The 26,284-nt window shown below is 68.3% G+C and carries 21 protein-coding genes and 2 pseudogenes; 6 read left to right on the top strand and 17 right to left on the bottom strand.

Features of this window, described 5'->3' with window-relative positions; genetic code table 11:
* Positions 1-3 precede the first annotated feature (3 nt).
* Both OL239_RS06730 and OL239_RS06725 read left to right on the top strand, forming a co-directional pair.
* Positions 4-471 carry a MarR family winged helix-turn-helix transcriptional regulator gene (locus OL239_RS06730; protein ID WP_268911220.1) on the top strand — a complete coding sequence of 156 codons (468 nt, stop codon included), beginning with the start codon at positions 4-6 and terminating at the stop codon, positions 469-471.
* 174 nt (positions 472-645) lie between these two features.
* Positions 646-1,437: an oxidoreductase gene (locus OL239_RS06725; protein ID WP_268911219.1), complete on the top strand. Its 792-nt coding sequence runs from the start codon at positions 646-648 to the stop codon at positions 1,435-1,437.
* Positions 1,438-1,482: 45 nt separating this feature from the next.
* On the opposite strand, the gene OL239_RS06720 is transcribed toward OL239_RS06725, so the two are convergent.
* The 7 genes from OL239_RS06720 to OL239_RS06690 all read right to left on the bottom strand — a co-directional run bounded on the left by OL239_RS06720 (position 1,483) and on the right by OL239_RS06690 (position 9,786).
* On the bottom strand, positions 1,483-2,910 hold the full coding sequence (locus OL239_RS06720; RefSeq protein ID WP_268911218.1) for a M20/M25/M40 family metallo-hydrolase: 1,428 nt from the start codon (positions 2,908-2,910) through the stop codon (positions 1,483-1,485).
* A 34-nt stretch (positions 2,911-2,944) separates the two neighbouring features.
* Complete coding sequence (locus OL239_RS06715) at positions 2,945-4,177, bottom strand: cysteine desulfurase family protein (protein ID WP_268911217.1); 1,233 nt, start codon at positions 4,175-4,177, stop codon at positions 2,945-2,947.
* A complete protein-coding gene (gene nadC / locus OL239_RS06710; protein ID WP_268911216.1) occupies positions 4,174-5,079 on the bottom strand; it encodes a carboxylating nicotinate-nucleotide diphosphorylase in 906 nt (301 codons plus the stop codon). Before nadC ends, OL239_RS06715 begins: the two co-directional genes overlap by 4 nt.
* Before the next feature lie 23 nt (positions 5,080-5,102).
* Positions 5,103-6,725, bottom strand: coding sequence for an L-aspartate oxidase (nadB, locus tag OL239_RS06705; protein WP_268911215.1), 1,623 nt, complete (start codon positions 6,723-6,725; stop codon positions 5,103-5,105).
* Positions 6,722-8,035 carry a quinolinate synthase NadA gene (nadA, locus tag OL239_RS06700; protein WP_268911214.1) on the bottom strand — a complete coding sequence of 438 codons (1,314 nt, stop codon included), beginning with the start codon at positions 8,033-8,035 and terminating at the stop codon, positions 6,722-6,724. The genes nadB and nadA overlap by 4 nt, the downstream gene beginning before the upstream one ends.
* A 3-nt stretch (positions 8,036-8,038) precedes the next feature.
* Positions 8,039-8,830 (bottom strand): NUDIX hydrolase, encoded by a 792-nt coding sequence (locus OL239_RS06695; protein WP_268911213.1) that lies wholly within the window; start codon positions 8,828-8,830, stop codon positions 8,039-8,041.
* 452 nt (positions 8,831-9,282) lie between these two features.
* A complete protein-coding gene (locus OL239_RS06690; protein WP_268911212.1) occupies positions 9,283-9,786 on the bottom strand; it encodes an Lrp/AsnC family transcriptional regulator in 504 nt (167 codons plus the stop codon).
* Between the two features lie 173 nt (positions 9,787-9,959).
* Here OL239_RS06690 and OL239_RS06685 point away from each other — a divergent pair, with 173 nt between their 5' ends.
* Positions 9,960-11,372: an amino acid permease gene (locus OL239_RS06685; protein ID WP_442864235.1), complete on the top strand. Its 1,413-nt coding sequence runs from the start codon at positions 9,960-9,962 to the stop codon at positions 11,370-11,372.
* 347 nt (positions 11,373-11,719) lie between these two features.
* On the opposite strand, the gene OL239_RS06680 is transcribed toward OL239_RS06685, so the two are convergent.
* Positions 11,720-11,989, bottom strand: coding sequence for a hypothetical protein (locus OL239_RS06680; protein ID WP_268911833.1), 270 nt, complete (start codon positions 11,987-11,989; stop codon positions 11,720-11,722).
* A gap of 230 nt (positions 11,990-12,219) precedes the next feature.
* Between OL239_RS06680 and OL239_RS06675 the strand changes: the two genes are divergently transcribed.
* Both OL239_RS06675 and OL239_RS06670 read left to right on the top strand, forming a co-directional pair.
* Positions 12,220-12,780, top strand: a complete 561-nt coding sequence (locus OL239_RS06675; RefSeq protein ID WP_268911211.1) for an alpha/beta fold hydrolase — start codon at positions 12,220-12,222, stop codon at positions 12,778-12,780.
* Positions 12,781-13,297: 517 nt separating this feature from the next.
* The gene (locus OL239_RS06670; RefSeq protein WP_268911210.1) at positions 13,298-14,245 is read left to right on the top strand and encodes a serine/threonine-protein kinase; all 948 of its coding nucleotides are present in this window, start codon (positions 13,298-13,300) and stop codon (positions 14,243-14,245) included.
* A gap of 76 nt (positions 14,246-14,321) precedes the next feature.
* On the opposite strand, the gene OL239_RS06665 is transcribed toward OL239_RS06670, so the two are convergent.
* The 5 genes from OL239_RS06665 to OL239_RS06645 all read right to left on the bottom strand — a co-directional run bounded on the left by OL239_RS06665 (position 14,322) and on the right by OL239_RS06645 (position 21,577).
* The gene (locus OL239_RS06665; RefSeq protein ID WP_268911209.1) at positions 14,322-14,495 is read right to left on the bottom strand and encodes a hypothetical protein; all 174 of its coding nucleotides are present in this window, start codon (positions 14,493-14,495) and stop codon (positions 14,322-14,324) included.
* Positions 14,496-14,607: 112 nt separating this feature from the next.
* On the bottom strand, positions 14,608-16,026 hold the full coding sequence (locus OL239_RS06660; RefSeq protein ID WP_442864234.1) for an MFS transporter: 1,419 nt from the start codon (positions 16,024-16,026) through the stop codon (positions 14,608-14,610).
* A gap of 143 nt (positions 16,027-16,169) precedes the next feature.
* Positions 16,170-19,253, bottom strand: a complete 3,084-nt coding sequence (locus OL239_RS06655; RefSeq protein ID WP_268911207.1) for an AAA family ATPase — start codon at positions 19,251-19,253, stop codon at positions 16,170-16,172.
* Positions 19,250-20,413 carry an exonuclease SbcCD subunit D gene (locus OL239_RS06650; protein WP_268911206.1) on the bottom strand — a complete coding sequence of 388 codons (1,164 nt, stop codon included), beginning with the start codon at positions 20,411-20,413 and terminating at the stop codon, positions 19,250-19,252. Before OL239_RS06650 ends, OL239_RS06655 begins: the two co-directional genes overlap by 4 nt.
* A gap of 120 nt (positions 20,414-20,533) precedes the next feature.
* Positions 20,534-21,577 (bottom strand): aquaporin, encoded by a 1,044-nt coding sequence (locus tag OL239_RS06645; RefSeq protein ID WP_268911205.1) that lies wholly within the window; start codon positions 21,575-21,577, stop codon positions 20,534-20,536.
* Positions 21,578-21,856: 279 nt separating this feature from the next.
* On the opposite strand from OL239_RS06645, the gene OL239_RS06640 reads away from it, so the two are divergent.
* Entirely contained in the window at positions 21,857-22,864 is a 1,008-nt protein-coding gene (locus OL239_RS06640; RefSeq protein WP_442864284.1) for an ADP-ribosylglycohydrolase family protein, read from the top strand.
* Here OL239_RS06640 and OL239_RS06635 read toward each other — a convergent pair.
* From OL239_RS06635 to rph, 4 genes and pseudogenes are all read right to left on the bottom strand, one after another.
* A pseudogene (locus tag OL239_RS06635) lies at positions 22,861-23,878 on the bottom strand (exonuclease domain-containing protein). The gene OL239_RS06640 and the pseudogene OL239_RS06635 overlap by 4 nt on opposite strands.
* A gap of 121 nt (positions 23,879-23,999) precedes the next feature.
* A pseudogene (locus OL239_RS06630) lies at positions 24,000-24,715 on the bottom strand (DedA family protein).
* A gap of 137 nt (positions 24,716-24,852) precedes the next feature.
* Positions 24,853-25,491 (bottom strand): RdgB/HAM1 family non-canonical purine NTP pyrophosphatase, encoded by a 639-nt coding sequence (rdgB, locus tag OL239_RS06625; RefSeq protein WP_268911203.1) that lies wholly within the window; start codon positions 25,489-25,491, stop codon positions 24,853-24,855.
* Positions 25,478-26,263, bottom strand: a complete 786-nt coding sequence (gene rph / locus OL239_RS06620; protein ID WP_329609372.1) for a ribonuclease PH — start codon at positions 26,261-26,263, stop codon at positions 25,478-25,480. Before rph ends, rdgB begins: the two co-directional genes overlap by 14 nt.
* Between the last annotated feature and the right edge of the window lie 21 nt (positions 26,264-26,284).

Raw genomic sequence — 26,284 nt, 5'->3', positions numbered from 1 at the left:
GACATGTCCCTGGATACCAGCAGCGCCCCCGTCCGTCAGGCAGCCGAAACCTGGGAGTCCCTCTTTCGGGTCCAGGTGGGTGTCATGCGGCGGCTCCAGAAGGATCCGGCCTTCAAGGAGCTCACCATGCGCGAGTACGACGTGCTGTTCAACCTCACCCGCTGCCCCACCGGATGGTCCCGGCTGAACGAGCTCAATGAGCACCTCCTCATCAGCCAGCCCAGCCTCAGCCGGATGGTGGAGCGGATGGAGGCCAAGGGGCTCGTCCAGCGCCGCCCGGCCGAGAACGACCAGCGCGGCGTCGAGCTGGCGCTGACCGACGCCGGCCGGGAGCTGCAGCGCCGGCTGGGCCGGGCCCATGTCCAGGGCATTTACGAACTGCTCTCGCCGGCACTTAGCAACGAGGAACTGGTCCAGCTCCAGTCCCTCACCGACAAGGTGCTGGCCAGTTTGGCGGCCAGCGCGGAGTAGCAGCGGCCTCCGGAGTTCCCGGAGGCACGCATCCGGACGACGGCGGGAGCCAGCAGTGGGGACCTACAGCGCCGATGACATACCCGACCAAAGCGGCAAAACCGCCGTCGTCACGGGAGCCAACAGCGGCCTTGGACTGCAGACGGCCCTCGTGTTGGCGGCCAGGGAGCACGCGTGGAGCTGGCCTGCCGTGATGCACGGCGCGGGGAGGCGGCCCGGGACCGGATCCGGGCTGAAACCGGGAACGACGGCGTGCGGGTGCGGCCGCTGGACCTGGGCTCGCTGAAGTCCGTCCGGGCTTTTGCCGCCGCGCAGGACGCCCCCGTGGATCTGCTGATCAACAATGCCGGTGTCATGGCCACCCCGAAGAGCACCACCGCCGACGGCTTCGAGCTCCAGTTCGGGGTGAACCATCTGGGCCACTTTGCCCTGACCGGGTTGCTGCTGCCGGTGCTGAACGCCGCCCCTGCTCCGCGTGTCGTCACTGTCTCGAGCCTGGCGCACCGCGGCGGACGAATTGATTTCGACGACCTGGCCGCCGAACGCAGCTACCGGCCCTGGGCGCGGTACAACCAGAGCAAACTCGCCAACCTGCTGTTCACCTTTGAGTTGAACCGCCGGGCGGAAACCGCCGGTTCAACTCTGGTGGCCGCCGCAGCCCATCCGGGGTTTGCCAGCACCAACCTGACCGCCGGCATGAACCACCCCGCCACCCTGGACGTCCTCGGCGCGTTCTTCCGCCTGTTGGGCCAGAGCGGAGCACACGGTGCGCTCCCCACGCTCTACGCCGCAACGGCCCCCGGGGTCCGGGGCGGGGATTTTTACGGTCCGGGCGGGCCCGGGCAGCTGCGCGGCACGCCCGCTGCGGTCGCCCCCGCCCCGCAGGCGCGCGACGCGGCAACGGCCCGGCGGTTGTGGGAGGTCAGCACGAAGCTCACCGGTGTTCTGTTCGACGGACTCGGCTAGCCGTCAGTCCCGCTTGACCGGACCGGGCACAGTGGAGCGGTGCCCTCACTGCCCGGACTGCAGGCCGCGCAGCAGCCGGCCGTAGAAGAGGATCCCTTCCCCGAAGGCCTGTATGCCGAGGCACTCGTTGTCGGCATGGATGCTGGCCCGTGCCCGCCGGTCCATCCGGAACGGCGCAAACCGGTACACCGCGTCGCAAATTCCGGTGAAGCGCCGCGAGTCGGTGCCGCCCAGCATGACGTACGGCGCCGGAACCGCGTCCGGGAAGACTGCCGCGATGGCCTCTGCCAGCAGCGCAAACTGCTCATTGTCCGTTGCCGAGACCGGCGACGGTTCGTTGCCTTCCACTAGACGCAGGGTGACGGACGGGTCCCGGATGATCCGTCTCAGCCGCTTCAATGTCCCCTCCACCGTGTCCCCCACAGCCACCCTGATGTTGGCGTTGGCCGTGGCCCGGGAGGCCAGGACATTCGCGGCGCTGCTGCCCTGAAGCTGTGTCACCGCCACCGTGGTGCGGGTCAGCGCTTCGGACTCCCCGCCCATGCGGGCCAGGATCCGGGTGAGCGGTTTTCGGAAGACCCCCGGCTTGCCGAAGACCAGGCCAGCCGGAAAACGGGCGGCGGGCGCCAGACGGCCGAACATTTCAACCGTCGGTGCGGGCAGGGCTGCCGGCAGCGGGTTGTCGTCGAGCCGGACGACAGCCCGCGCCAGACGGGCGGTGGCCCCGCGGCGGTGCGGCGTGGACGCGTGTCCGCCGGGGTCTTCGGTGGCGAGCTCCACGTCAAGGACGCCCTTTTCCGTCACGCCCACCACGGCGACGGGGCCGTCCACGAAGGGAAAGGCCTGTGTCGCCACGGCCCCGCCTTCATCGAGCACCATCCACGGCCGAATATCCCTGCCTTCGAGCAGTGCGGCCGTTACCCCCGCTGTGACTCCGGAAACCTCCTCGTTGTTCCCAAAGGAGAGGTACACGTCCCGGGCGGGCTGGAAGTCCTCTGCCAGCAGCAGCTCCACGGCCTGCAGGACCGCGGCCAGGGAACCCTTGTCGTCGAGGGCTCCCCGGCCATGGATCACGCCGTCCGATATTTCTCCGGAGAAGGGCGGATGCTCCCACGTTTCCGGGCGGGCCGCGGGCACGACGTCGTAGTGGGCCATCAGGACCAGCGGACCTCCGGCGCCACCGGCGCCGGCCTCCACGGCTCCGGTGGCTGCATCCCGCGGTCCGGGCTTCCCGGTCCAGTGATAGAGCAGCCCGTACCCGTTGACCCGCTCCAGCCCCAGGTGCCGGTGAACCAGCGGAAACAGCTCGGGCAGCGCCCGGATGAAGGCGTCGAACTCTCCGATGTCAATGTCCTGCGGCTCCCGGGAGGACACGGTCCGGTACCTGATGAGGCGGGCGAGTTTCGGAGCGGCTGCCGATCCGGCGTCCAGAGCCGCGGCGGCGGGCTCCGGACCGGGGGTCTGCTGATTCATGCCCCCGAGTGTAACGGGGGACATCACGCCGGCGTCAGGTTCGCCGGCCGCCCAAACGCTCCACTGCGGCAACGGCTGCCGCCGCTGCCGCGGCGGCGGTGTCGATCTCGGATTCTGTCACGGCTGCGGTAAAGGTGAACCGTACGGCGGTCTGCGCCGTTTCCCGGTCCAGGCCCATGGCGGTCAGTACGGCGGAGGGTTCGTCGGCCCCGGCTGCACAGGCCGACCCGCTGGAACACAGCACTCCGGCCCGCTCCAGTTCCAGCAGCACTGCTTCGCCCGAGGTTCCCGGAAAACAAAATGATGCGTGGCCGGGCAGCCGCCCGGTCCAGTGTCCGGTCAGGCGGGCGCCGGGAACCCTGCCCAGGACCGCGCCGATCAGCCGGTTCCGCAGTACCTCCGCACGGCGGGCGCTGTCTTCGCGTTCCGCCGCGGCCAGCACCAGTGCCGTTGCCATCCCCACCGCGCCCGCGACGTTTTCCGTGCCGGATCTCCGCCCCCGTTCCTGGCCGCCGCCGTGCATGTGCGGTTCCAAAACCCGGGTTCCGCGCAGGTACAGCAGCCCGGTGCCCTTGGGCGTGCCGAGCTTGTGCCCGGACAGGCTGATGGCGTCAACACCCAGGTCCGTGACGTCCAGCTCCAGCCAGCCGCCCGCCTGGACGGCGTCCGTGTGGAACGGCACCGAGGCTGCGCGGCAGTGTGCGGCAATCTCGCGGATGGGCTGGACCGTGCCCACCTCGTTGTTCGCGTACATCACGGTGCACAGCACGGTTTCGGGGGTCAGGGCCGCGGCGGCCTCCGCGGGATCCACCCGCCCCGCGGCATCAACCGCAAGCAGCTTCACGGTGAAGCCGTGCCGGCGTCGCAGATAGTCCAGCGATTCCAGCACCGCGGGATGTTCGACGGCGGTGGCCACCACGTGCGGAGGGCGGCCGGTTCCGCACGGTCCGGACCGGCCGGCGGCAGCCGGAGGAACACCGGATCCGTTCCCGGCGGCCCCGGCCCTCCGGTCCAGCCCGGCCAGGGCCAGTCCCTTTACCGCGAGGTTGTTCGCTTCGGTGCCGCCGGAGGTGAAGATGATCTCGCCCGGCCCGCACCCCAGCACCCCCGCCGCTGCGGCGCGGGCCTCCTCGAGTGCCCGGGCCGCGGCTTCCCCGGCGGCATGGCGGCTGGAGGGATTGCCGAAGCCGCCCGTCAAATGGGGCCACATGGCCTCGAGCACCTCACGCCGGGGCGGGGCGGTGGCGGCCGCATCGAGGTAGATCACACCAGGTCCAGCCCCAGGTCCAGGGCGCGGACGCTGTGGGTCAGGGCACCTGCGGAAATGAGGTCCACCCCGGTGCCGGCGATGTCCGCCACCGTTGCCAGGCTCACGTTTCCGCTGGCTTCGGTGCGGGCCCGGCCGGCGATCAGTTCCACCCCGAGGCGCAGGTCGTGAAGGCTGAAATTGTCCAGCAGTACGGTGTCCGCACCGCCGGCCAGCGCTGTTTCGATCTGATCCAGCCGGTCCACCTCCACCTCGAAGTGCACGGTGTGCGGGAGCCGCGCTTTGGCTGACGCGAGCACCTGCGCCGGGTCCACCCCGCCGGCGGCGAGCAGCGCCAGGTGGTTGTCCTTCGCCATCACTGCGTCCGAGAGGCTGAAGCGGTGGTTGTAACCGCCGCCGCACCGGACGGCGTGCCGTTCCAGGATGCGCAGGCCCGGCGTGGTCTTGCGGGTATCCGTGATCCGGGCGGAAGTGCCGGCGGTCTGCGCAACAAAGGCTGCCGTGAGCGTGGCAATGCCGCTGAGGCGCTGGGCAAGGTTGAGGGCCACCCGCTCCCCCGTCAGCATGGCACGGGCGGACCCGCTGATTTCCGCCAGGACGGTTCCGGCCTGCAAGGATCCACCGTCCCGGACCAGGAACTGCACTTCTGTTTCCGGGGAGGCGAGCCGGAATGCGGCCTCGATGACCTGCGTTCCGCAGAAGATGCCCGGTTCGCGGGCGGTAAGAACCGCAGCGGCCCGGGCTTCCACCGGGACCAGGAGTTCGGAGGTGATGTCGCCCCACGGTGCGTCCTCGGCGAGCGCCGCGGCAACGATGCGGTCCACGGCTTCCTGCGGAACAGGCACCGCCCTCTGGGTGGAAGGCTGAAGCGGGGCGCCGGTTTTCGCTGTACTGGTGGTCATGGGGGTGTTTCCCTTCGAAAAGCTCATGGGATGAGGTGCAGGGTCTTGTCTGCGGGTTGCGCCGTTGCCGGGGGGTTAGTGCTGGTCGGGGGTCCAGCGTCGGTTCGAAAGTGCGCACCCACGGATTCGGTGCGACGCGTTGCAGCGGCCAGGAGCAGCCGCGCACAGGTGAGCAGGTTTGCATCTTCCAGCCCCCGCATCTCCGCTGCGGTGCCGGTAATCTCCCGCTGCCAGCGCGCAACCTGCCCGGCGGCGGCAGCAAGCCCGTCTGCGCTGCGCAGGACCCCGGCCCGGGAGGACATGAGCTGCTGGAGGGCGGCACGGCTAAAAGCGGGCTCCCCACGTCCGGTCTCGCGTGGCATGGGGACGGGCTTTGTTGGTTCCGGCTCCAGTCCCGTGGGGAAGCCGTCAGGTCCGGCGGCAGGAAGCCCTCCGGGGAAGGCGTTGGTTCGTTCATCCGCTGCCGCAGCTGCTCCGGCCCGGGCACCGAACACCAGGCCTTCCAGCAGGGAGTTCGAGGCCAGCCGGTTCGCTCCGTGGACGCCGGTGCAGGCACATTCGCCGGCGGCGTACAGCCCGGGAACCGAGGTCCGGCCCGCCAGGTCCGTCGAGATACCGCCCATCCAGTAGTGCGCCGCGGGCACCACGGGCAGCAGCTCCCGTTCCCAGTCCAGGCCGTGGCGCCGGGTCAGCGCCGCGAGGCCGGGAAACCGCCGGGCCAGGTAGCCGGCCCCGCGGGCTGCGGCGATGCCGGTGGTATCCAGCCAGACGCACGGTTCCCCACTCTCCCGCAGATAGGCGCTGACTGCCCGGGAGACGACGTCGCGCGGAGCCAGTTCCGCGTCCGGATGCGCGGACAGGAGGAAACGCTCCCCCGCGGCGTTGCGCAGCACAGCACCCTCGCCCCGGACCGCCTCGGAGATCAACGGGTTCCCCGGCACGTCAAGGGAGGTGGGATGGAACTGGAAGAACTCCAGGTCGCGCATGGCGGCGCCGGCTCCGGCTGCCAGCGCCACGCCGTCGCCCGTTGCCGAGTTCGGATTGGTGGTGTGCGCGTACAGGGCACCCGCTCCCCCTGCGGCAAGAATGACAGCCTCGGCGGCGAGGGTCCCCCGGCGTCCCTGCCGCAGCAGCCGGACCCCGGCAACCCGGCCCTGCTCCTGCAGCAGCCCGGCCACAAAAGTGTTCTCCGCGACGGTGATTCGCGGTTCCGCCGCAACGGCCCCCAGCAGGGCGGTGGCGATGCCCGCGCCGGTGCTGTCACCGTTCACGTGCAGGATGCGGGCAGCCGAGTGCGCCGCCTCCCGCCCCAGGGCCAGCGCGCCGGCACTGTCGCGGTCAAAAGGCGTGCCCAGCTGCAGCAGGCGCACCATTTCCCCGCCGGCGGCAGCACACAAAACCCGCACCGCTTCGGCGTCGGCCCTGCCTGCCGCAGCAGCCAGCGTGTCCGCGACGTGCGCCTCGACGGTGTCGCCGGCCGCCGCCCCGTCCGGCACCACGGCTGCAATTCCGCCCTGCGCCAGCCAGGTGTTCGTCTGCCGCGGCGTGCCCTTGGCCAGCACGGTCACCTCGGCGGACGGGTCCGCCCGCACTGCGGCCAGAGCCGCGGCCAGGCCCGCGATCCCGCTGCCGACGACGGCGATCACGGATGCGCCGCCAGCATCCGTTCCAGCGCGGTCCGGGCCGGTACTGCGACGCCGGCGGGAACCGTAATCCGGTTCAGCACCTCTCCCCGGACCAGACCTTCCAGCACCCAGGCCAGGTAGCCGGGGTGGATCCGGTACATGGTGGAGCAGGGGCAGATCACCGGGTCCAGGCAGAAAATGGTGTGCTGCGGATACTGTGCGGCCAGCCGGTTGACCATGTTGATTTCGGTGCCGACGGCGAAGGTGCTGCCGGCCGGGGCGGCGTCGATGGCTTTGAGGATGTAGTCCGTGGAACCTGCCTCGTCCGCAGCGTCCACCACCGGCATGGGGCACTCCGGATGCACGATGACCCGGACGTCCGGAAAATCAGCCCGGGCTTTGTCGATCTGGGCGACGGTGAAGCGTTTGTGCACGGAGCAGAACCCGTTCCAGAGCAGCACCCGGGACTCCTGCAGTTCCTCGGCGGTGTTTCCACCCAGCGGCAGGCGGGGGTTCCACATCGGCATGGCATCCAGCGGGATCCCCATGGCCTTCGCCGTGTTCCTGCCCAAATGCTGGTCCGGGAAAAACAGCACCCGGCGGCCGCGCTCAAACGCCCACTCCAGCACCGCTGCGGCATTGGAGGAGGTGCAGACAATGCCGCCGTTCTCTCCGCAGAAACCCTTGAGCGCGGCCGAGGAATTCATATAGGTGACCGGGATGACCGGCAGCTTGCCGCCGTCGTCGGGCTCCTGGCCGAACAGCGAGGTGAGCTGGTCCCAGCACGCCGCCACCGAATCGATGTCCGCCATGTCTGCCATGGAACAGCCCGCGGCAAGGTTGGGCAGCATCACCGCCTGGTCCGGGCCGGAGAGCAGATCGGCGGTTTCGGCCATGAAGTGCACGCCGCAGAAAATGATGGCCTCAGCGTCCGGTTTGGCCTTGGCGGCCTTGGCCAGTTGAAAGGAATCGCCCACAAAGTCCGCGTACCGAAGGACTTCGTCACGCTGGTAAAAATGGCCGAGGATCACTGCACGGTCCCCGAGCTTTTCCTTGGCGGCGAGGATCCGCACGTGCAGCTCGGTGTCGGAGGCCAGCCGGTACTCCTCCGGGAGGCTGCCCTGCCGGGGCGTGGCGGGCGGAGCGGCGTCATGCATGGATGCACCCGGGCCGTAGTCCGGCAGCCGGGCGCCGTCAAATTCCCACGGCGGCATGGCCAGCTCCGGCGTGCAGGTGCCGGCGGAGGAAGCTCCATTCGCGGCGGCGGCAGCGGAAATCAGGGCGACGGCGGTTGCCACGCTGGGAGTCGGGGTGGCGGGGGCATTGCTCATGATTCACTGCTCCGTTGCTGGGTAGCTCGGTGGCTGCTGGTCAGCCTGCGGTTGGGGCCTGCTCCGGGGTTCGGGGGTGGCACGGGGTTCCGGTTCGGGCAGGAGTGCGCCGGTGTAGCGGTAGAGGCGCGGCGGGCGGTGCCTGCCGCCCTGCAAATACTGGTCGGTGGCTTCGATGTCCGGGGCTGCGCGCAGCTGCCGGCGAAAATTCGCCGGTTCCAGCTCGCGGCCCAGCACTGCTTCGTAGACTTCCCGCAGCTGCGCCAGGGTAAAGGTGTCTCCCAGGAAGGCGTAGGCGATGGAACCGTATTCCATCCGGTTGCGCAGGCGCCAGAGCGCATACTCCACGATTTCGTTGTGGTCGAAGGCCAGCTCCCCCACCGCGCCGGCCGGAAACCACCGGACGTTGTCGTCCTGGCGGGACAGCGCTGCTTCGTCGGGTTGAACGAGGGCCCAGTAGACAATGGACACCACCCGCGGCGACGGCGACCGGTCGGTCCCACCGAAGGCATAGAGCTGCTCGAGGTACTTAGGGGCCAGGCCTGTGGTCTGCGCCAAGTTGCCGGCCGCAGCCTCCTGCAGGGACTCGCGGGCCCCCAGCGGGCCGCCGGGCAGCGCCCAGAGACCCCGGAACGGTTCGCGTATGCGGCGCACCAGTGGCAGCCACAGCGCGGGGCGGCCCGTGCCCGGATCCGGGCGCAGGGCAAAAATGACCGTGGAGATGGCCAGCGCCGGGGGTTGGCGTGCGCGTTCGGAAACGTTCGCGTATCCGTGCGCCGGTTGCTGGTACACCATGGGGCCCTTCCGGCCGGTCCGCCGGGGGTCCATCCGGAGGAAAGAGTAAAAGTCAGAATGACTGTAACTCATTTCGACCCAAGGGCATGCGAGGTGCGTCACATTTTGTCCAGCGGGGCGCGATCAGGTCCGTACGGACGGGAGGATGACGCTTGTTTGGCTGCCGGCGTGGACAAGCCCGCCCGCAGGGCCGTCCGGCAGGACGCAGTGTTGTCCGTCCGGGCACGCCACTGCGGGATGAGGCCAGCGGCGACGGCCGCCTCCGCGGCCAGCTGGGAGACACGCAAAGCGTCCGAGGAATCTTTCGTCCGGCGCCGTGAGGACTCCCATATGAGCGAGTGCGCCCGCCCAGACGTCATAGCCGGCGCCGGCGACCGGCCGGGCCTGGCCGGCCCCGCCGCCGTCCATGAGGATCCAGTGCCATGCGGCATTTGCAGCACGGAGGTAACGCGTTATGCGGGATCGGCAGCCGAAAGCAGGGCCGGGTCCGTGCCGGAGGCTGCCTCCAGCAGTGGAAGCGTCCGGCCGTCAAAATGCGTGTTCAGCACGATCACGGATGAGGACCGCACAATGGTGCGGGTGGCCACGATGGAATCAATGACACGTTGCAGGTCCGGGTTGGAACGGGCGGCAACGCGTGCCAGCAGGTCACTCTCGCCGGACACAGTGTGAATCTCCTGGATTTCGGGAATGCGGGACAGCGCGGCCACCACGGCATCGTGGCCGATGTCCTGGCTGATGGTCAGCGAGCAGTAGGCGAGCACGCTGTACCCCAGCGCCGCCGGGTCAATCCGGGGCCCCCATCCGGAAATGACTCCCGCCTTCTGCATTCGGTCCAATCGGGCCTGGACGGTGGCGCGGGCCACCTGCAGGGTGTGTGAGGCTTCGAGGACGGACATCCTGGGCTCGTCGGTGAACAGAGCAATAATGCGTGCATCCAAGACATCTGTTGGCATGCTTTCCCTCCCTCCGCGCGGTGAAGCGCTGTGCAAACTGTAAGCATAGTGGCACAACTCATACGCAGACTGAGTGATGAGCCCACACGGCATAAGATGGTTAGCCATGGCCGCGGCCGATATTCGGCATTCCAACTTTCCTCGGCATCCCCAACTTCAAAGGTGTCTTTTTCATGACTACCCGAACGTCCGCGACCGATTCCGCCGGATCAGCCGCACCGGACCCGGCAGGATCACCCGCGGTGCGCAAGATGCGCCCCCGCCATTTGGTCTTCATGAGCCTGGGCAGCGCCATCGGCACCGGGCTGTTTGTCGGGTCCGGCGCCGGAATCCAGGCGGCCGGGCCCGCAGTTCTGCTGTCCTTCCTGATCGCCGGCACCATGGTCATCCTCGTCATGCGCATGATGGGCGAGATGGCTGCGGCAGATCCCAGCAGCGGCGCCTTCTCCGTGTACGCGGAAAAGGCACTCGGCCGCCCCGCCGGAACAACCATCGGCTGGCTGTGGTGGCTGCAGCTGGTAATCGTGATCGCCGCCGAAGCAACAGCCGCGGCCGCCATCGTTGCCTCCATGTGGCCCGGTTCCCAGCAGTGGGTACTGGCGCTGGTGTTCATGACCCTGTTCACCGCCATCAATTTGGGCGGCGTCGCCAGCCTCGGAGAGTTTGAGTACTGGTTCGCACTGCTCAAGGTATTGGCGATCGTGGCGTTCCTCGCCGTCGGCGTCGCATTCATTGCCGGCTGGCTGCCCAATGTTCCAGCCCCGGGCCTGAGCAATTTGACCGGCAACGGAGGCTTCATGCCCCACGGATGGAGCGGGGTGGGTGCCGGGCTGCTGCTGGTGGTTTTCGCCTTCGGAGGCACTGAGATCGTTGCCGTTGCCGCCGCCGACACGGAGAACCCCGAAACCAATATCGCCAAGGCCATCAGCTCGGTGGTGTGGCGGATCCTGGTCTTTTACATCGGCTCGGTGCTCGTGATCGTCACCATCCTGCCGTGGGACAGCGAGTCGCTCAGCACCGGCCCCTTTGTCGCGGCGCTGGCGGCCGCCCGGGTGCCCGGCGCCGACGTCGTCATGGCCGTGGTCATTGTGGTGGCACTGCTGTCGGCGCTGAATGCCAATCTGTACGGGGCATCCCGGATGGTGTTCTCGCTGGCCGAAAGGGGCCGCGCGCCCAAAACACTAAGCCGCAAAAGCGCCAACGGCGTTCCCCGAGCGGCAGTGGCCGCATCGGTCGCGTTCGGCTTCCTGGCCGTGGTGCTGAACTACCTCTACCCGGAAACCGTCCTGATGATCCTGCTGAACCTGGTCGGATCCACCTGCCTGGTGGTGTGGGGTGTGTCGATCGTTTCGCAGATCATCCTGCGCCGGCGGGCCGAGGCCGCGGGAAAGGAACTCACCTTCAAGATGTGGGCCTTCCCCTGGCTGTCCTACTTTGCCCTGGCCCTGCTGGCCGGCATTGTGGTGCTCGGGTTCCTGGATGCGGCGGTGCGCATCCAGCTTGTCGCCACGCTGGCCCTGACCGGAGTGCTGGCCGCGGCCGCCTGGCTGCTGGACCGCCGGACACGGGCCGGGCGGATCGAGTAGCTGGCCGGGGCAGCGAATCACTCTTGCTTTTTCCGGAATTTTCAGCCTCCACTGTTTACCGAATTAATTCAGCGGAATTTAGCAGGTAATTAGTTTCCGGAAAAGCGCCGATGATCGAAGATGTTTTCCCGAACGGCGACGCACTGACGAACCACCAAGGGAAAATGGATGTTTGTTGGATTTCGGGAAACGCACCGAAGGCGCGCGGGACTGGGCCTGCAAAACCGTTCCGTTTTTTAGGCCGGGTGCGGTATTTCCGCCCCGCCTGCCACGCCGGCTCCCGCCCGGGTTCCGGTGGGATCCGGGCGGGAGCCGCTCCGGGCGGCGGTACCTGCTGTTTGGCTGCGTTACTGGCCCTTGCGCTTCCTCGGCATCAGCTCACTGTCGCTGGAATTCTTGGCCTTTTTTTCGGCACGCTTTTCCTTGATGGATTTTCCCGGCTTCTTCGCGTTTGAACCCTGCGGGGATTTACCTGACAATTTAGGCTCCTCTGAAAGAAACAACATCGATGGCTCACGACCATACCCGGTAAAAAAATAAAAGCCAGTCCTTGGCTGAAAACCGGATTTTTCCTGCCTCTCCCGCACCGCTGGAACGCCCAGCCCCGCCAGCCCCACCGGCTGGACAAATCGCCCGGCTGCGGCCTGCGTGTCCCGGTTGAGCGGATCTGGGCATCCGACGTACCGTGTTGATCAGACATCCCTGGAGGTCCAACACCTCCGGCAGATTCAGGCACCCCGGAGATGAGTCCCGCACACCGGTCTCCCCTGTTCGGGACTCACGGGTATTCAGGACCAACGAGCAGTGGAGTATCGGCGCAGCTGAGATTCCGGACGAGGACTATGGCATGGAAATCAGGACCCACAGCGTTGAGGGCACCGACCCCCGGCTGTTTGCCGAGGTTATTCACCCCGGAAGCGGCCCCTCTGCGACGCGGCCGGTTCTGCTGCTCCACGGTTTCGCCTCCTCGTCCCGTTTGAACTGGCACGAGTCCGGGTGGGTGAACGCGCTGACCACTTCCGGCAGGAGTGTCATCACCGTGGATCTTCCCGGCCATGGGCGCAGCGCCACCCCCTCAGACCTGGATTCCTTCCGTCCCAGCCGGATCCGTGCGGACCTGCTGCAGCTGCTGGTGGACGCAGGCGTGCACCCGCTCGACGACGACAACCCGGAAACCGGCGTTGACATCATCGGCTACTCGCTGGGTGCGCGGCTGGCGTGGGACTTTGGTGCCACCCAGCCGGAGCTGGTCCGCCGCATGGTCCTCGGGGCGGCCCCGGCACCGGCGATCCGCTGGCAACGTTCGACCTGCCCGCAGCGCGCGGAGCCTCGCGGGAACCGGGGAAGCACTTCCCGCCGGAACCACCGGCGAACTGATGCGCATGGCCGCCTCGGCGCCCGGCAATGACCCGCAGGTCCTGCTGAACATGGTGGAGGCCGTGCAGGATGAGCCGTTTGTTCCCGGTGAGGCGGTTCCGGCCATACCCTGCTGCTCGTCGCCGGTGACCTTGACCCGTTTGCCGCCGGCAACGAGGAGCTCGCCGAGCTGTCCGGCCAGTCCGAACTGCTCTGGCTGCCGGGGCGCACGCACGTGGACGCCGTCACGTCCCGGGCCTTCAAGCAGGCCGCCGTCGCCTTCCTCGGCTAGGGCCGGGCAGCGCCCGGGATGCGGGCAGCGCCACGGGATGAGCCCCCTGGTGAGAAGGCACATATTACGTCTTGGTAAAGCCGCCGTCGCTTGCGGGGAACCGGCGGCAGTACAGGATATGGTGGAACGGTGAGCAGCGTAGGAACAATTTAATCAGGCTGCTGATTAAATTTCAGTGCATAATTGCTCTGCAAACTCCTTCGTCCGGTGGTAAGCAATAGACCCGGACCCCCTGCCCACTTCCAGTTTTTCGACACACCTTCTAGGGAGGACACCCGTGGATGTACTCCTTGGGGACCGATACCGGACCACCGAGCTCATCGGTACGGGCGGCGCTGCCTCCGTTTACCGAGCGGTGGACCAGAACCTTGGCCGCGAGGTGGCGGTCAAGCTGTTCCGTCCCCACGTCAACGACGACGACGAAAACCGCCGCCAGCAGACGGAAACCCAGCTGCTGGCCACGCTGAACCATCCCGGACTGGTTACCCTGCTGGACGCCGGAGTAGTTCAGCAGGACGACGGCCCCTGCTCCACGTTTCTGGTCATGGAGCTTGTTGACGGGCCGGACCTGCGCCGGACATTGAAGTCCGGGCCGCTGGGCCATTTGGGCACGGCGTCACTGGGCGCGGACCTGGCCGATGCCCTGAACTACGTGCATTCCAACGGCGTCATCCACCGGGATGTGAAGCCGGCAAACATTCTCCTGTACCCGCTTGCCGAGAATGACACCCGCCTGTACCCCAAGCTCACCGACTTCGGGATCGCGAGGATGACCGAGGCGACCATCGCCACGGCCCACGGTGCGACCATTGGCACCGCCAATTACCTGAGTCCGGAACAGGCGCTGGGCGGGGCGGTCGATCCGAAGACCGACATCTATTCCCTCGGACTGGTGCTCCTGGAATGCCTCACCGGAGTGAAGGCCTTCCCGGGACCCATCGTGGAGTCCGCCGTCGCCCGCTTGGTTCGGGACCCGGAAGTACCCGCGGAGCTCGGCCCCGAATGGGTGGAACTGCTGCGGGCCATGACTGCCCGAACCGTGGAGGCACGGCCTGACGCGCACGAGGCCGCCGCAGCCCTGCGGGCCTTCGGCCAGGAGGCCGAGGCTCCGGCGCCCATGTCCGCCGGTGCGGATGCCGGTCCCGACGACGCCGTCACGGGCGGAGTCACGACGGGCAACATCTACATTCCGCTGCCTCCGGCCCACGCTCCCAGCCTCGGCTAGCAATCAGGATCCGCTGAATGAAAAGCCCGGACCGGGTACTCCCGGTCCGGGCTTTCTGCGCTTCATCCTGACCCTGCTACTTGGATCCGCCCTCGGCGGATTCCTGGTCTTCTTCGGGCTCGAAGTTGGACGGTTCTTCGGTGGACGCCGCGGCCACGCCGTCCTCGGTATCAGGGATGGTCCCCTCGGGCCCCGTTGTCTTCTTGCCGTCCCTGGAGTGGTCTTCGTTGGCGTTCTTTTCGCTGCCCATGGTGGGTCTCCTCATCCGCTGCGGCTCCGCCGAATACTCCGGCGCTTGATTCGATACTAAGCCACCTGAGTGCCGGCCCGACAGCCGGGCCGGCGCTCAGGTGACCGTTTCGTCAGTTCCGCCCCCGCCGGGAAACCACAGCCCACCGCACACACAGGCTCAGGATGAACAGCACGACGGATGCCCCCACCGGCACCAGGAACGCGGCCTGGTGGCCGGAGCTGTCGGCAAGCCGGCCGGCCAGCGCCGCGCCGATGGCTGTGCCGGTCACCACGCCGCTGGCGAGCATTGTCATGACCGTGCCCATCAGATGCCTCGGAGCAACCACGGCACCCATTCCGAAAATACTGACCATGGTGGGGCCCACGGGGATGCCCATAATGAAAAGCGCCACCAGCATGGTGGGGATGTCGGCGGGGAAGAGCAGCAGCACCGAGAAGGCAGCCATCGCTGCAGCGGACACCATCCAGCGGGCGGCAGGCGGGAACCGCTCCGGCCAGAAGGCTACCGACAGCGCGGCCGCCGCGGAGCTGATGCCCATGACGGCGTACAGCAGGCCGGCTGCGGACGACACGTCGAAGACGCCGCCAAAGGCGGTCAGGCTGGTCTGGGTTCCGCCAAAGAACGTCCCCATGGCCACCATGCCCAAAACCGGAAGGGCGATCAGCAGCCAGTCGGCACGGGGGCGCACGGCGTCGGCTTCGGCCGGCGTGCCGGCCTTCTTTGCGGCCGCGTCGCGGGCATCGCGGGCAGCACGGGCTGCCCGTGCCGGGACGACGGAGCGGACTGTGGGATGCACGGCGAAGGCGCTGACCATGCTCAGTGTCAGGACGGCGGCGATGGCGAGCGGCAGCCAGGGCGCGACGGCGGCAGCCAGCAGGCCCACCAGGGCCGGGCCGAGCACGAAGCTCAGCTCATCCGCCGTTCCCTCATAGGACATCGCGGTGTCCAGGTCCCTGGTGCCTGTGGATGCCCCGGACTGTTTGCGCTCGGTCATGGCCATCCACCGGACACGGGCCAGCGGACCCACCTGGGGGCAGGTGGCCCCCATCAGGAATGCGGCGGCAAGGGCTGCATAGGGAGTTCCGGCGTCAGGCAGCTGGAATGCCATGTACAGGGTCAGTGCAATGGCCAGGGGGTTGACGACGGCCGCGCCCAGCAGTATTGGCCGCTGGCCGATCCGGTCGGCTGCATAGCCCAGGACCGGTGCGCCCAGTGCCGAACCGATTCCCACGGCTCCTGCCGCCAGGCCGCCTGTTGCATAGGAGTCCGTGACGCTGGTGACGAGGGTCAGTGCCCCTACGGTCAGCATGGCCAGGGGCAGGCGGGCCAGGAAAGCGATCGGCACAAAGCCGCGGCCGGCGAGCGAGAAAATCCGTGCGTAGCGTCCGCCGGAGGCCAGTTCGTCATGCCGGGGATCCTGCGGTGACGGACCGGTGGCAGGCGGCTGCGCAGGGGCGGAGCTGTCCGGAGCGGAGTTCCGGGAGGTTGAAGGGGCAGACGGGAAGTCACTCAAGGCAGTTCCAGACATGTTTCAGCGCGCATCGTCCCCCCTCCCGATGCGCCCGACCCGGTTACCCCGCTACTCTATCCGATTCCGGGTCCGGTGCGCAGTGACCTTCCTCCCGCTGCGGCGGAGGAAGCGCAGTATCCCGGTTGCCGCTCCTGCCGCGGTCAGACACCCACCGGATCGCCGGCGGAGAATCGCACGGTGGATCCGTTGCGGCCCTTCGTGATCTGCAGCTGCGCCCCAATGCGCTGTTTCATTTCGGCCACATGGCTGACAAGGCCAACCACCCGGCCGCCGTCGCGCAACCCTTCCAGCGCGTCCATGACCTGCTCCAGCGACGTCTCGTCCAAACTGCCGAACCCCTCGTCCACAAAGAGGGTCTCGATGTTCACGCCGCCGGCTTCCTGCTGGACAACGTCGGCCAGGCCCAGGGCGAGGGCCAGGGATGCCATGAAGCTCTCACCTCCGGAGAGAGTGGCCGTGTCCCGGTGCTGTCCCGTCCAGGCATCGGTGACGTGCAGGCCCAGTCCGGACTTCCTGTTGCCGGCGGTGGAGTCGCTGTGCACGAGGGCATAGCGTCCGCCCGTCATCGCGGACAAACGTTCAGTGGCGGCCGCGGCCACCTGTTCCAGCCGTGCGGCCAGCACATACGTGCTCAGCGTCATTTTGTAGCCGTTCTCCCCGCTTCCGCGGGCGGTGTCGGTTACCGAGCGCAGAAGGTTGTAGCGCTCCTCCAGGGGGCGGATGCGTTCGGAGGCCGCCGCCAGCTCCAGTCCGTACGACTGCAGTGCCTTGGTGGAGGCTTCCAGCAGGCCCAGCTGGACCGAGCATTCCGTCAGCCGCATGCGTGCGGCCGCTGCGGCGTCCGAGGCCAGGGCCAGGTCCTGCTCGTCGGGCACCGGGAGCGGTTCGCCGTCTCCGTCCACATCGGCTGCCGAGTCCTCGGCTTCCCGGCGCAGAACCAGCCGCTGCCCCTCCTCGTCGTACCGGGCCACAGCTTGTTTGGCGTTGGCGGCCGTGTCCGTCTCCAGCAGGGCGTCGCGCACGTCCTGGACGGTGTCGAAGTCGGAGTCGCCGAGACGGTCAGCGAGGTCGCCGCGGGCCTCGGCTGCATTCTCCCGCGCCGTCTGCAGTTCGGCGAAGGACCGCCGGGCGGCGCTGACCAGGGTGCGCAGTCCCGCAAGGCAGTCCACCCGGTCCGCGAGTGTCGTGAAACCGTCGCGGGCCGCCTGTACCCGTCCGCTGAGTTCGGCGATCCGGCGCTGGGCCGACAGCCGCTGCTCGTCGGCCTGCGCCGCAGCAACCAGCGCTGCCGCTGCCTGCTCGGCCAGGTCGCTGCGTTCCCGGGACAGCTCCGCGCAGCGCACCACGGCCGTATCCAGTTCCTCGGCTGCGGCGGACGCTGCGGCCAGGGCGCTCTGCGCTGCGTCTTCCTCGGCCTTTGCCGTCTTCGGATCCCTGTCTCCGCCTTGGATCCGCAGTTCGGCGACGCTGCGGCTGTCCTGGTCCGCCTGCACACGTGCTGCTTCATAGGCGGATTCTGCGTCCTCAGTGAGCCGCCGCGCGTTGTCCTCATCCTGCTTGGTGACGGCGCTTTCACCGTCCGGCAGGGCAGCCGGAGCGGGATGTTCGCTGCTGCCGCAGACCGGGCAGCCCTGCCCGTCCTCCAGCCGTCCCGCCAGCTCCGCTGCCGCTTGATCCAGCCGGCGCTGCTGCAGGTCCTGCCAGGCCTGGCGGCGGTCCTGGTAGCTGCCGCGCAGCCGTGCCGCCTCGGCTCCGGACGCTGCAGCGGCAGCGGAGGCTTCGGCATATTGGCTGATGGCGCGGGTCAGGGCACGCGCACGTTCCAGGCCATTGCGCGCAAATTCCTGGCGGGACGCCTTCTCCCGCAGCGAATCCAGCTGCCGGGTCAGCTCGGTTTCTTCGGTGCGGAGTTCCTCCCCGGCCGCTTCCGCGGCAGCGGCGGCGGCCCGGCTGGTAGCGGCACGCTTGGAGGCGTCAACGAGTTCCGCTTCCAGATCTCCGATACGCTCTTCCTCGGCCTGCGCAGCTTCCGCGGCGCCCAGCTCCGCGGTCAGCCGGTCCTCGGCGGCCAACAAGACGGGTGCAGGGTCCCCTTCAGCCATCACGGTTTCCGTGAGGCCGAAGGCCGGTGAATGCGCATCCCCCAGCAGTGCATCCCGTGCCTCACCCGCGGCCGTTTCCCGGAGCCCGAGCCGTTCCTGCGCAGTGTCGGCGGCCCGGACGAAACCGCTCAGCGATTCGGCACGCAGATGGCGTTCGAGGGCATGACGTACCGGTTCAATCTCGTCCCGGCGGCGGGCATAAGCCTGTTCATCGCGTTCGAGCTGCTCCCGGGCAATGCCGCGGGTACGGCGCGCTTCCACATCCGCGCGGGTATGCTCCGCTTCCCGGAGTGCAGCGGCCAGTGCTGCGTGCTCACCGCGGGCAGCCTCCGTGCGGGCGGCCAGCATACGGCGGAAGTCCTCCACCCCGGCGGCCTCACTGCTTTCGGGATGGTCTGCTCCTGCGTCCCCGGCCGCATCCTCAGCCTCCGCTGCTGCGTCCTCCGCCCAGCGTTCCATTTCGTCCCGCGCCCGGCGCATCACATGTTCGCTTTCGGCGCGGGCAGCATTGAGCTCCTGCTCGGCAGCGGTAAGGTCCGCCTTCAGCTGGGCTTCAATGTTCTCGAACCGTGTGGTGCCGAACAGTTTCTGCAGCAGTTCAGCGCGCGTCTTGGCGTCCGCCCGCAGGAAGGCGGCAAAATCCCCCTGGGGCAGCATAACCACGCGGGTGAACTGATCCCTGTTCATCCCCATGAGGGCCAGGATCTCATCGCCTGCCTCGTCATTACGGGCTGACTTCGTAACCCATTCCCCGTTGACGAGCTCACGCAGGGTGGTGTGTGCCTGCTCCAGCACGGTTTTGCCGGCACCGCGTTTGGCCGGCCGGTCCCAGGCCGGGCTCCGCACGACCTCAAGGCGGCGGTCCCCGGAACTGAACTCCAGCAGTATCTCCGGAGCGGTGTCCGCTGCGGCGTGGTCGCTGCGCAGCCGCTTGGCGGTTTGCCGGTCACCCGGTACGGCACCGTACAGGGCATAGCAGACGGCATCCAGGATGCTGGTTTTCCCGGCACCCGTGGGGCCGTTGAGCAGAAACAGCCCATGGGCGCCGAGCTCATCGAAATCGATGACCTGGCGGTCAGCGAAAGGCCCGAAGGCCTGGATCTCGAGCCGGTGGATCCTCACTGGGCTGCCTCCGCCGACTGGACTTTGGACAGCACTTCAGCGAAGAGCTTTTTCTCCTGCTCGTCCGCCTGCCGGGAGCGTACGTGGTCCAGAAAACCGCAGCAGATTTCCAGGTCATCCGTGGCGCGGGCCAGCCGCTGGCTGTAGGTCTGGTTGGCGGCCCGCGGACCGGACGCCGGTTCAAAGGACAGCACCAGGGTGTCCGGGAAGCGGGTGCGCAGGCGCTCCATGGCCTTGGCGGGACGTTCGTCGTCGGTCAGCGTGACCTGGCAGTAGGCGCCTTCGGCTTCGGTGAGGCCCGGGTCTGCGAGCAGGTGCTCCAGTGTTCCTTTGAGGACCGCGAGCCGGCGCGGGGCGGGCCACAGGACCGGTTCCACCGAGACCAGTCCGGCGGCATCGAACTCCACCAGCAGTCCGCCTTTGTGCTGGCGCGCCTCGGAGAAGGAGTACGGCAGCGGAGAGCCGCTGTAACGGACGGACGGGCTCAGTTCCTGCCGGCCGTGCAGGTGGCCCAGGGCCGTGTAGGTGAAGGAGCCGAAGAGGTCCAGCGGAACCGCTCCCACTCCCCCGACCGTGAGGTCCCGCTCGCTGTCCGACGTGATGCCGCCGCTGGCAAAGACATGGGCCATGGCCACGGGAAGCACCGGCTGTCCCGACGAGGCGCGGCGCCGAACATCGTCCTGAATCCTGCGGACCGCCTCGGCAATCACGGTTTCGTGGTGCGGCGTGTCCACGCCCAGTTCCGGCCCGGCCAGCCGCGGTTCAAGGTACGGAATGCCGTAGACCGCCACGGGAATTCCTCCGGTGTCCAGCAGGACCGGATCCGGAATCTCGCTGATCCGGGTGCGCAGGTACACGCCGCCGCGCTCAAAAATGCGGCTGCCGAAGCCCAACCGGGCAGCTGAATCGTGGTTGCCGCTGGAGAGGATAACTTTGGCTCCCGCGGCGGTGATGCGGTCCAGGGCGGAGTCCAGCAGGCGGACGACGTCGACCCCCGGCAGTGCGCGGTCGTACACGTCTCCGGCAATCAGAACCGCGTCCACCTCCTGCTCACGGACCGTGTCGACGAGCCGGTCGATGAACTGCTGCTGGGCGCCGAGCATCCCCACGCCATGGAAGGAGCGGCCCAAATGCCAATCGGAGGTGTGCAGTATTCGCATACCAACCAAATTACATTGCCGCTCTGACACTCCCCGGACACCGCGGGCATGACAACGCCCACCCCCTGGTGCGGCGGTGGCCGCAGGAGAGGATGGGCGTGTCGGGGTAGCCCGCGGAGGTTAGGCCTTGCCGGCCGGTGTCCCGCCGTTGTTGTCGCCGTCGCCGTCGTCGTCGCCGTTGAAGAAGCCGCGGGCGTCGTCATCGTTGCGGGCGTCGGGTGTGCGGTTCGCTGATGCGCGGGCCGAGGCTCCTGGCGCCACCGTGCCGGTTCGGGCTCCCGAAGCGTCAGCAGGTCCGGCACCTGCGGCAGACTCGATGTCAGTGTCAGTGCCGGATTCCGAAGCGCCGTCACCGTCGACATCTTCGAAATCGTCGTCGTTCCGGGCGGCGTCAGCAGCTGTGAGGTCGATGCTGCGGTAAATCAGGCCGGCTATCAGGGCGCCCAGGACGGGGGCGGCCCAGAACAGCCACAGCTGCTGCAGCGCCGCATCCTCGGCGAAGAAGGCCACCGCACTGGAACGTGCGGGGTTCAGTGAACCGCCGGTAATCGGCGCCAGGAACGTCAGCAGGATGGCGTAGGTCACGCCCACGGCGAAGGCGGCGCCGACCACCGGACGGCGGCCCGATGTGGCGCCCAGGAATACCGCGGTGAGCAGGGCGGCTCCGATGACTTCGGTCAGCAGTCCGCTGGCCAGCGGGAACTGTGCACCCGACTGCTCGCCGTAACCGTTGGCCAGGGCCGAGAAGACCATGCGCGTGTCCGCGAGCTGGGGGACGCCCTGGATCACGACCCACAGAAGCGCGACAGCCAGGACCGCGCCGAGAAGCTGGGCCAGGACGTAGACCGGAAGCGCCTTCCACGCGGTGCGGCCGGCGGCGGCGCTGGCAATGCTGATCGCCGGATTGAAGTGCCCGCCGGAGACGTAGCCGAAGGCCACCATGGCGGCGGCGGCAGCCAGTCCGACACCCATCGGCGACGACACGCTGCCGGTGGCGCTGAAGAAGGCGAGGCCAACTCCGACAAAGACGAGGAAGAAGGCTCCCACCGCCTCGGCAGCACTGCGCGCCGGCAGTCCGTAGGTGTGCAGGCGCTTCCGGGGCGCTGTTGCGGCGGCCGGGTGCGCTGCGCGCGCACCGCCTGCGGATAGTGGCTCAGCGTTCATTGGCAAAAGTTTCCTCTTCCTAGCGATTGGCGCGGCGGGTTTCCTTACGGTCCCGCTGCAGGCCCGCAGCAGTACAACATGTGCCGGGCAAACTCACCCAGCTTGTCATTGGAGGCTGGGAGGACACTGGAGGCTCGCCCGGCCGGGGAGTCTCGATATGCTGGAACGGTGAGCCCTAACCTCGAAAATCCGCTGTCAGCCGCTCCTTCCCTCCCGGAACACGGCACGGCTTCCTCCCATCTTCCCCTCCGGGGACAGGCAACGAAAGTCTTTGGCTGCCTGCTGGGCGGCGCGCTGGGAGATGCCCTCGGCTACGCCGTTGAATTCTCCGGCACCGCGGAAATCCGCAGCGCCTACGGCGCCCGCGGCCTCCACAGCCTGACCGGGCTGCCCGCACCGGTACCGTTCTCCGACGACACGCAGATGACGCTCTACACCCTCGACGGGCTGCTCGAAGCCCTGGAATGGGCCAACGCGGGCGTTGGCGCGGATGAGACGGCATGCCTGTGGCTGGCCTACCTGCGCTGGCTGAAAACGCAGGGCGTGCCGCTGGATCCCGGTGCTCCTCAGCCGCCGCTGCGCTGGATCGATGAACAAACCGTGCTGCATCAGCGCCGTGCTCCCGGAAACGCCTGCCTGTCCGGGCTCTCCGGCCCGGACATGGGCACCAAAGCCCGGCCGGTTAACCCTGAGTCCAAAGGCTGCGGGACCGTCATGCGCTCGGCGCCCCTGGGCCTGCTGCCCTCGGTGGAACCGGGCATGGTCTATCGGCTCAGTGAAGACGCCGCCGCGCTGACGCACGGCCATCCCTCGGCCCTGCACAGCGCCGCCGCGTTCAGCGTGCTGATCCACGACCTGCTTCCGCCGTCGGCGTCGCTGCAGGAGGCCGCTGACACGGCCGTGGTCCGTGCACGGGAGAGCGGAGTGCCGGAGCTGGCCGCCCGGCTGGCGGCTGCCGTCGAGCTGGGCCGCTCCGGGCCGGTCTCCCCCGAAACACTGACGGCGGCCCTGGGCGAAGGCTGGGTTGCCGAAGAAGCCCTGGCGATCGGACTGTACGCAGCGCTGGCCACTGTGGGAGCGTCCACCCCGCAGGAGCACTTCACCGCCGCCGTCGCACTGGCGGTCAATCACGACGGCGACAGCGACTCCACCGGATCCATCACCGGAAACATCGTGGGTACGCTGCACGGCACCGCGGCCCTTCCCGGGGAATGGCTGGCCGTCCTGGAGGGCCGGGACGTCATCGAGGAGCTGGCGCGCCGGTTCACGGCCGCCACCGGCACCTAGCTGTCCGTGCCGGCTCCGGCCGGCCAGCTGCCGCCAAGCATCTGCAGGAACTCCCCCTCGGAGAGGACCTCAATGCGCTGGCCCTTTCCGTGCAGGTCCAGGACCCGCCGGGCCTTGCCGGTGAGGACCCCGTTGCGCAGGTCCCCGGACTCGAACCCGTCCCCCATCACGAGCATCGTGGTGGCACGGGTGACGTTCGACGCGGGGCGGGCACCGAACTCCGCCGCCGAATTCTTGGCGGACTGGCGGGACATGCCGAGGTTTCCGCTGAAGACCACGGTGTGGCCAAAGAGGGTGGGCGGAATCGGCCAGCGGGTTGGGCGGCGGGTTCTCGCCTTCCGAGGGCCATCCCGACCAGCCGGTTGCCGCTGCCTTGGCCTCGGTCCCGGTGCCCCGTTCCAGCGCGGCGCGGGTCGCCTTGGAGAGGGCGTGCACGCCGGGCACGTAGGCTTCGAGCCGGGACGGAACCATGCCCTGGACCGCGAAGAACCCGGACATGTCGGCGGCGCCGCTGCGCCGGACAATGTCCACCATGATTCCGGCGCACGCGCGGGCGTCCTCAACGGCGTCGTGGTGGTTCTGCAGCGGAACCCCCGCCGCCTCCGCCGCGAACGGCAGGGAGTGCGAGACCAGGCTGTACGTGCGGCGCGAGTGCGCCACCGAGCAGGTGTAGTCGTAGGCCGGGCCGGGCAGGCCGGAGACCTCCAGCGCCGAGCGGATCACCCCCATGTCGAAGGCCGCGTTGTGGGCCACCAGCAGGTCCGCGCCAATGAAGGCACCGATCTCCGGGAACAGGTCGCCGAACCGCGGCGCTCCGGCCACCATCCCGGCTTCAATACCGTGGATACGGATGTTGCGGCGGTCAAAGAAGTCGTGTCCCTCCGGCGGACGCATCAGCCAGGAGACCTCGTCGACGACGGCGCCATCCCGCACCTTCACCAGTCCGACCGAACAGGGTGAGCCGCGGAATCCGTTGGCCGTTTCGAAATCGATGGCCGTGAATTCAATTCCCACGCGGTGTTCTGTTCCTTAAGCGGTGATGCGGATAAGCGGTGGTGCGGGCCAAGCGGTGGCGGGCCAAGCGGTGGCGGCCTGCGCGCTCCGGCGCGGGCCCACGGGTGAAGCGGCGGGCCGGTTACTCGCCGTCGGCCGGCTCGGCGGGCGCGGCGGGTTCGGCCGGCTTCGCGGCCTTCTTCCGCCGGTACGAGCGGACCTTGCTGACGATATACCAGACGGCGGTAACAACCACCGCGGCAATGACGATCTTCTGGAAGACTCCGGCGTATTCCTCGACAATGTGCCAGCTCTCACCGAGGTAGTAGCCCGCGAAGACGAAGATTGAGTTCCAGATCAGGCTTCCCGCCGTTGTCAGCGCCAGGAACTTCCAGATGGGCATCCGCTCGATGCCGGCGGGAATGGAGATAAGGCTTCGGAAGATCGGAATCATCCGGCCAAAAAAGACTGCCTTGTAGCCGTGACGGTTAAACCAGGCCTCCACCCGGTCCACGTCCTCGATGTCGACGAGCGGAACCCGGGACACCAGGGCACGCATCCGGTCCCGCCCCAGCCATGCGCCAACGCCATACAGCACCCAGGCACCCAGCACAGAGCCCAGCGTGGTCCAGATAAGCGCCGCGGGGAGGAGAAGTTTCCCTGGCTGGCGGCGAACCCGGCCAGCGGCAGGATCACCTCGCTGGGCAGCGGCGGGAAGAGGTTTTCGAGGGCAATGGCCAGGCCGGCGCCGGGGGCTCCGATGGCCTCCATAATGTTGACGGCCCACTCCGCGATCCCTCCCAGCGCCGATCCGTCGGTACTGGCGGTGGCAACTGAGGCAAGAATCTGTGTAGTCATATTGCCCCCAATTCTGCCCTAAGAACTGCGCCCGGAGAAAACCCGAACCGCTGAAGCGGCCCGGACACCGGATTTTTCGGGTTGCGCGGCGCGCAGCGGAGCCTGCGGGCAGCCGGCCCCGGCTCCCGCCGGAATGCTCAGGCCAGGGCGTCCGCGATCGCCGGCAGCAGCGCCCGAAACGCCTGTCCCCGGTGGCTAATGGCATTTTTCTCTTCCGGCGCCAGCTCGGCACAGCTGCGGTCGAACCCGTCCGGCAGCAGGATCGGATCATAGCCAAAGCCGCCCGCCCCGCGCGGTGCTGTGAGAAGCGTCCCACGCAGCTCGGCGCGCTCCACCACGGCGGCGCCGCCGGGCAGTGCCAGTACAGCGGCGCAGACAAACCCCGCCCCCCGGTGTTCCGGGGCAATGTCAGCCAGCTGGGCCAGCAGCAGGTCCAAGTTGGCGGCGTCGTCGCCGTGCCGGCCGGACCACCGCGCCGAGAAGATGCCCGGCGCGCCGCCGAGGACGTCCACGGCCAAGCCCGAATCGTCCGCGATGGCGGCCAGCCCGGTGGCATCAGCCACGGCACGGGCCTTGAGCAGTGAGTTCGCTTCGAACGTAACTCCGGTCTCGGGAACGTCCGGAACGCCGGCGGCGGCGGCGTCGATCACCTGGGTGTCGACGTCGAGCCCCTCAATCCGTCCCCGCAGCAGTTCCCGGAGCTCCCTCAGCTTGCCCTGGTTCCGGGTAGCAAGGACCAGCCGGGCCCCTCGGGGGTGGAGGTCATACGCTTTCACCCAGCGTACGGCGCTGGATTTCAGCCAGCTCGGTGGTGCCCAGCAGAGCCAGGTCCAGCAGCGCGTTGAGTTCGTCCCGGTCAAACGGCGCACCTTCGGCGGTGCCCTGGACCTCCACGAACTTGCCCGAACCGGTGACCACGACGTTCATGTCGGTTTCGGCGCGGACATCCTCCACATAGGGCAGGTCCAGCATCGGCACGCCGTCAATGATGCCCACGCTGACCGCGGAGACGGTGTCCAGCAGCGGCTTCGCGTTGCGGGCGATGAGCTTGTTGTCCCTGGCCCAGGCCAGGGCATCGGCGAGCGCCACGTACGCGCCGGTGATCGCGGCGGTGCGGGTGCCGCCGTCGGCCTGCAGCACGTCGCAGTCCAGGACGATGGTGTTTTCGCCCAGCGCCTTGGTGTCGATGATGGAGCGCAGCGAGCGGCCGATCAGCCGGGAAATCTCGTGTGTGCGGCCGCCGAGCTTGCCCTTGACCGACTCGCGGGCGTTGCGGGTGTTCGTGGCCCGGGGCAGCATGGCGTACTCCGCCGTCACCCATCCCGTACCTTCGCCCTTGAGCCAGCGCGGCACGCCGGGCGTCAGGGAGGCGGTGCACAGCACGCGGGTGTTGCCGAATTCGATCAGGGCAGACCCCTCGGCCTGCTTGGACCAGCCGCGGGTGATGGTGATGCTGCGCAGCTGGTCCGGCGTGCGGCCGTCGGACCGCACGACGGCGGAACCGGCGGCAGGCGTGGAAGAAGAAGGGCTGTTTGCAGCGGTAGTCATGCGCCCAGTCTATCGGCCGGG

The sequence above is a fragment of the Arthrobacter sp. ATA002 genome, assembly GCF_026898095.1.
Classification (GTDB): domain Bacteria; phylum Actinomycetota; class Actinomycetes; order Actinomycetales; family Micrococcaceae; genus Arthrobacter_B.
The sequence above is the reverse complement of the archived record's forward strand: the minus strand, read 5'-3'. Positions and strand labels throughout refer to the sequence as shown.

Coding starts and splice junctions, on each gene's coding strand:
- OL239_RS06685 (WP_442864235.1), top strand. CDS start 9,960: ATGACTACCCGAACGTCCGCGACCGATTCCGCCGGATCAGCCGCACCG.
- OL239_RS06665 (WP_268911209.1), bottom strand. CDS start 14,495: ATGGGCAGCGAAAAGAACGCCAACGAAGACCACTCCAGGGACGGCAAG.
- OL239_RS06650 (WP_268911206.1), bottom strand. CDS start 20,413: ATGCGAATACTGCACACCTCCGATTGGCATTTGGGCCGCTCCTTCCAT.
- OL239_RS06730 (WP_268911220.1), top strand. CDS start 4: ATGTCCCTGGATACCAGCAGCGCCCCCGTCCGTCAGGCAGCCGAAACC.
- OL239_RS06675 (WP_268911211.1), top strand. CDS start 12,220: ATGGAAATCAGGACCCACAGCGTTGAGGGCACCGACCCCCGGCTGTTT.
- nadA (WP_268911214.1), bottom strand. CDS start 8,035: ATGAGCAATGCCCCCGCCACCCCGACTCCCAGCGTGGCAACCGCCGTC.
- OL239_RS06720 (WP_268911218.1), bottom strand. CDS start 2,910: ATGAATCAGCAGACCCCCGGTCCGGAGCCCGCCGCCGCGGCTCTGGAC.
- OL239_RS06645 (WP_268911205.1), bottom strand. CDS start 21,577: ATGAACGCTGAGCCACTATCCGCAGGCGGTGCGCGCGCAGCGCACCCG.
- OL239_RS06690 (WP_268911212.1), bottom strand. CDS start 9,786: ATGCCAACAGATGTCTTGGATGCACGCATTATTGCTCTGTTCACCGAC.
- OL239_RS06695 (WP_268911213.1), bottom strand. CDS start 8,830: ATGGTGTACCAGCAACCGGCGCACGGATACGCGAACGTTTCCGAACGC.
- rph (WP_329609372.1), bottom strand. CDS start 26,263: ATGACTACCGCTGCAAACAGCCCTTCTTCTTCCACGCCTGCCGCCGGT.
- OL239_RS06660 (WP_442864234.1), bottom strand. CDS start 16,026: ATGTCTGGAACTGCCTTGAGTGACTTCCCGTCTGCCCCTTCAACCTCC.
- nadC (WP_268911216.1), bottom strand. CDS start 5,079: ATGACCACCAGTACAGCGAAAACCGGCGCCCCGCTTCAGCCTTCCACC.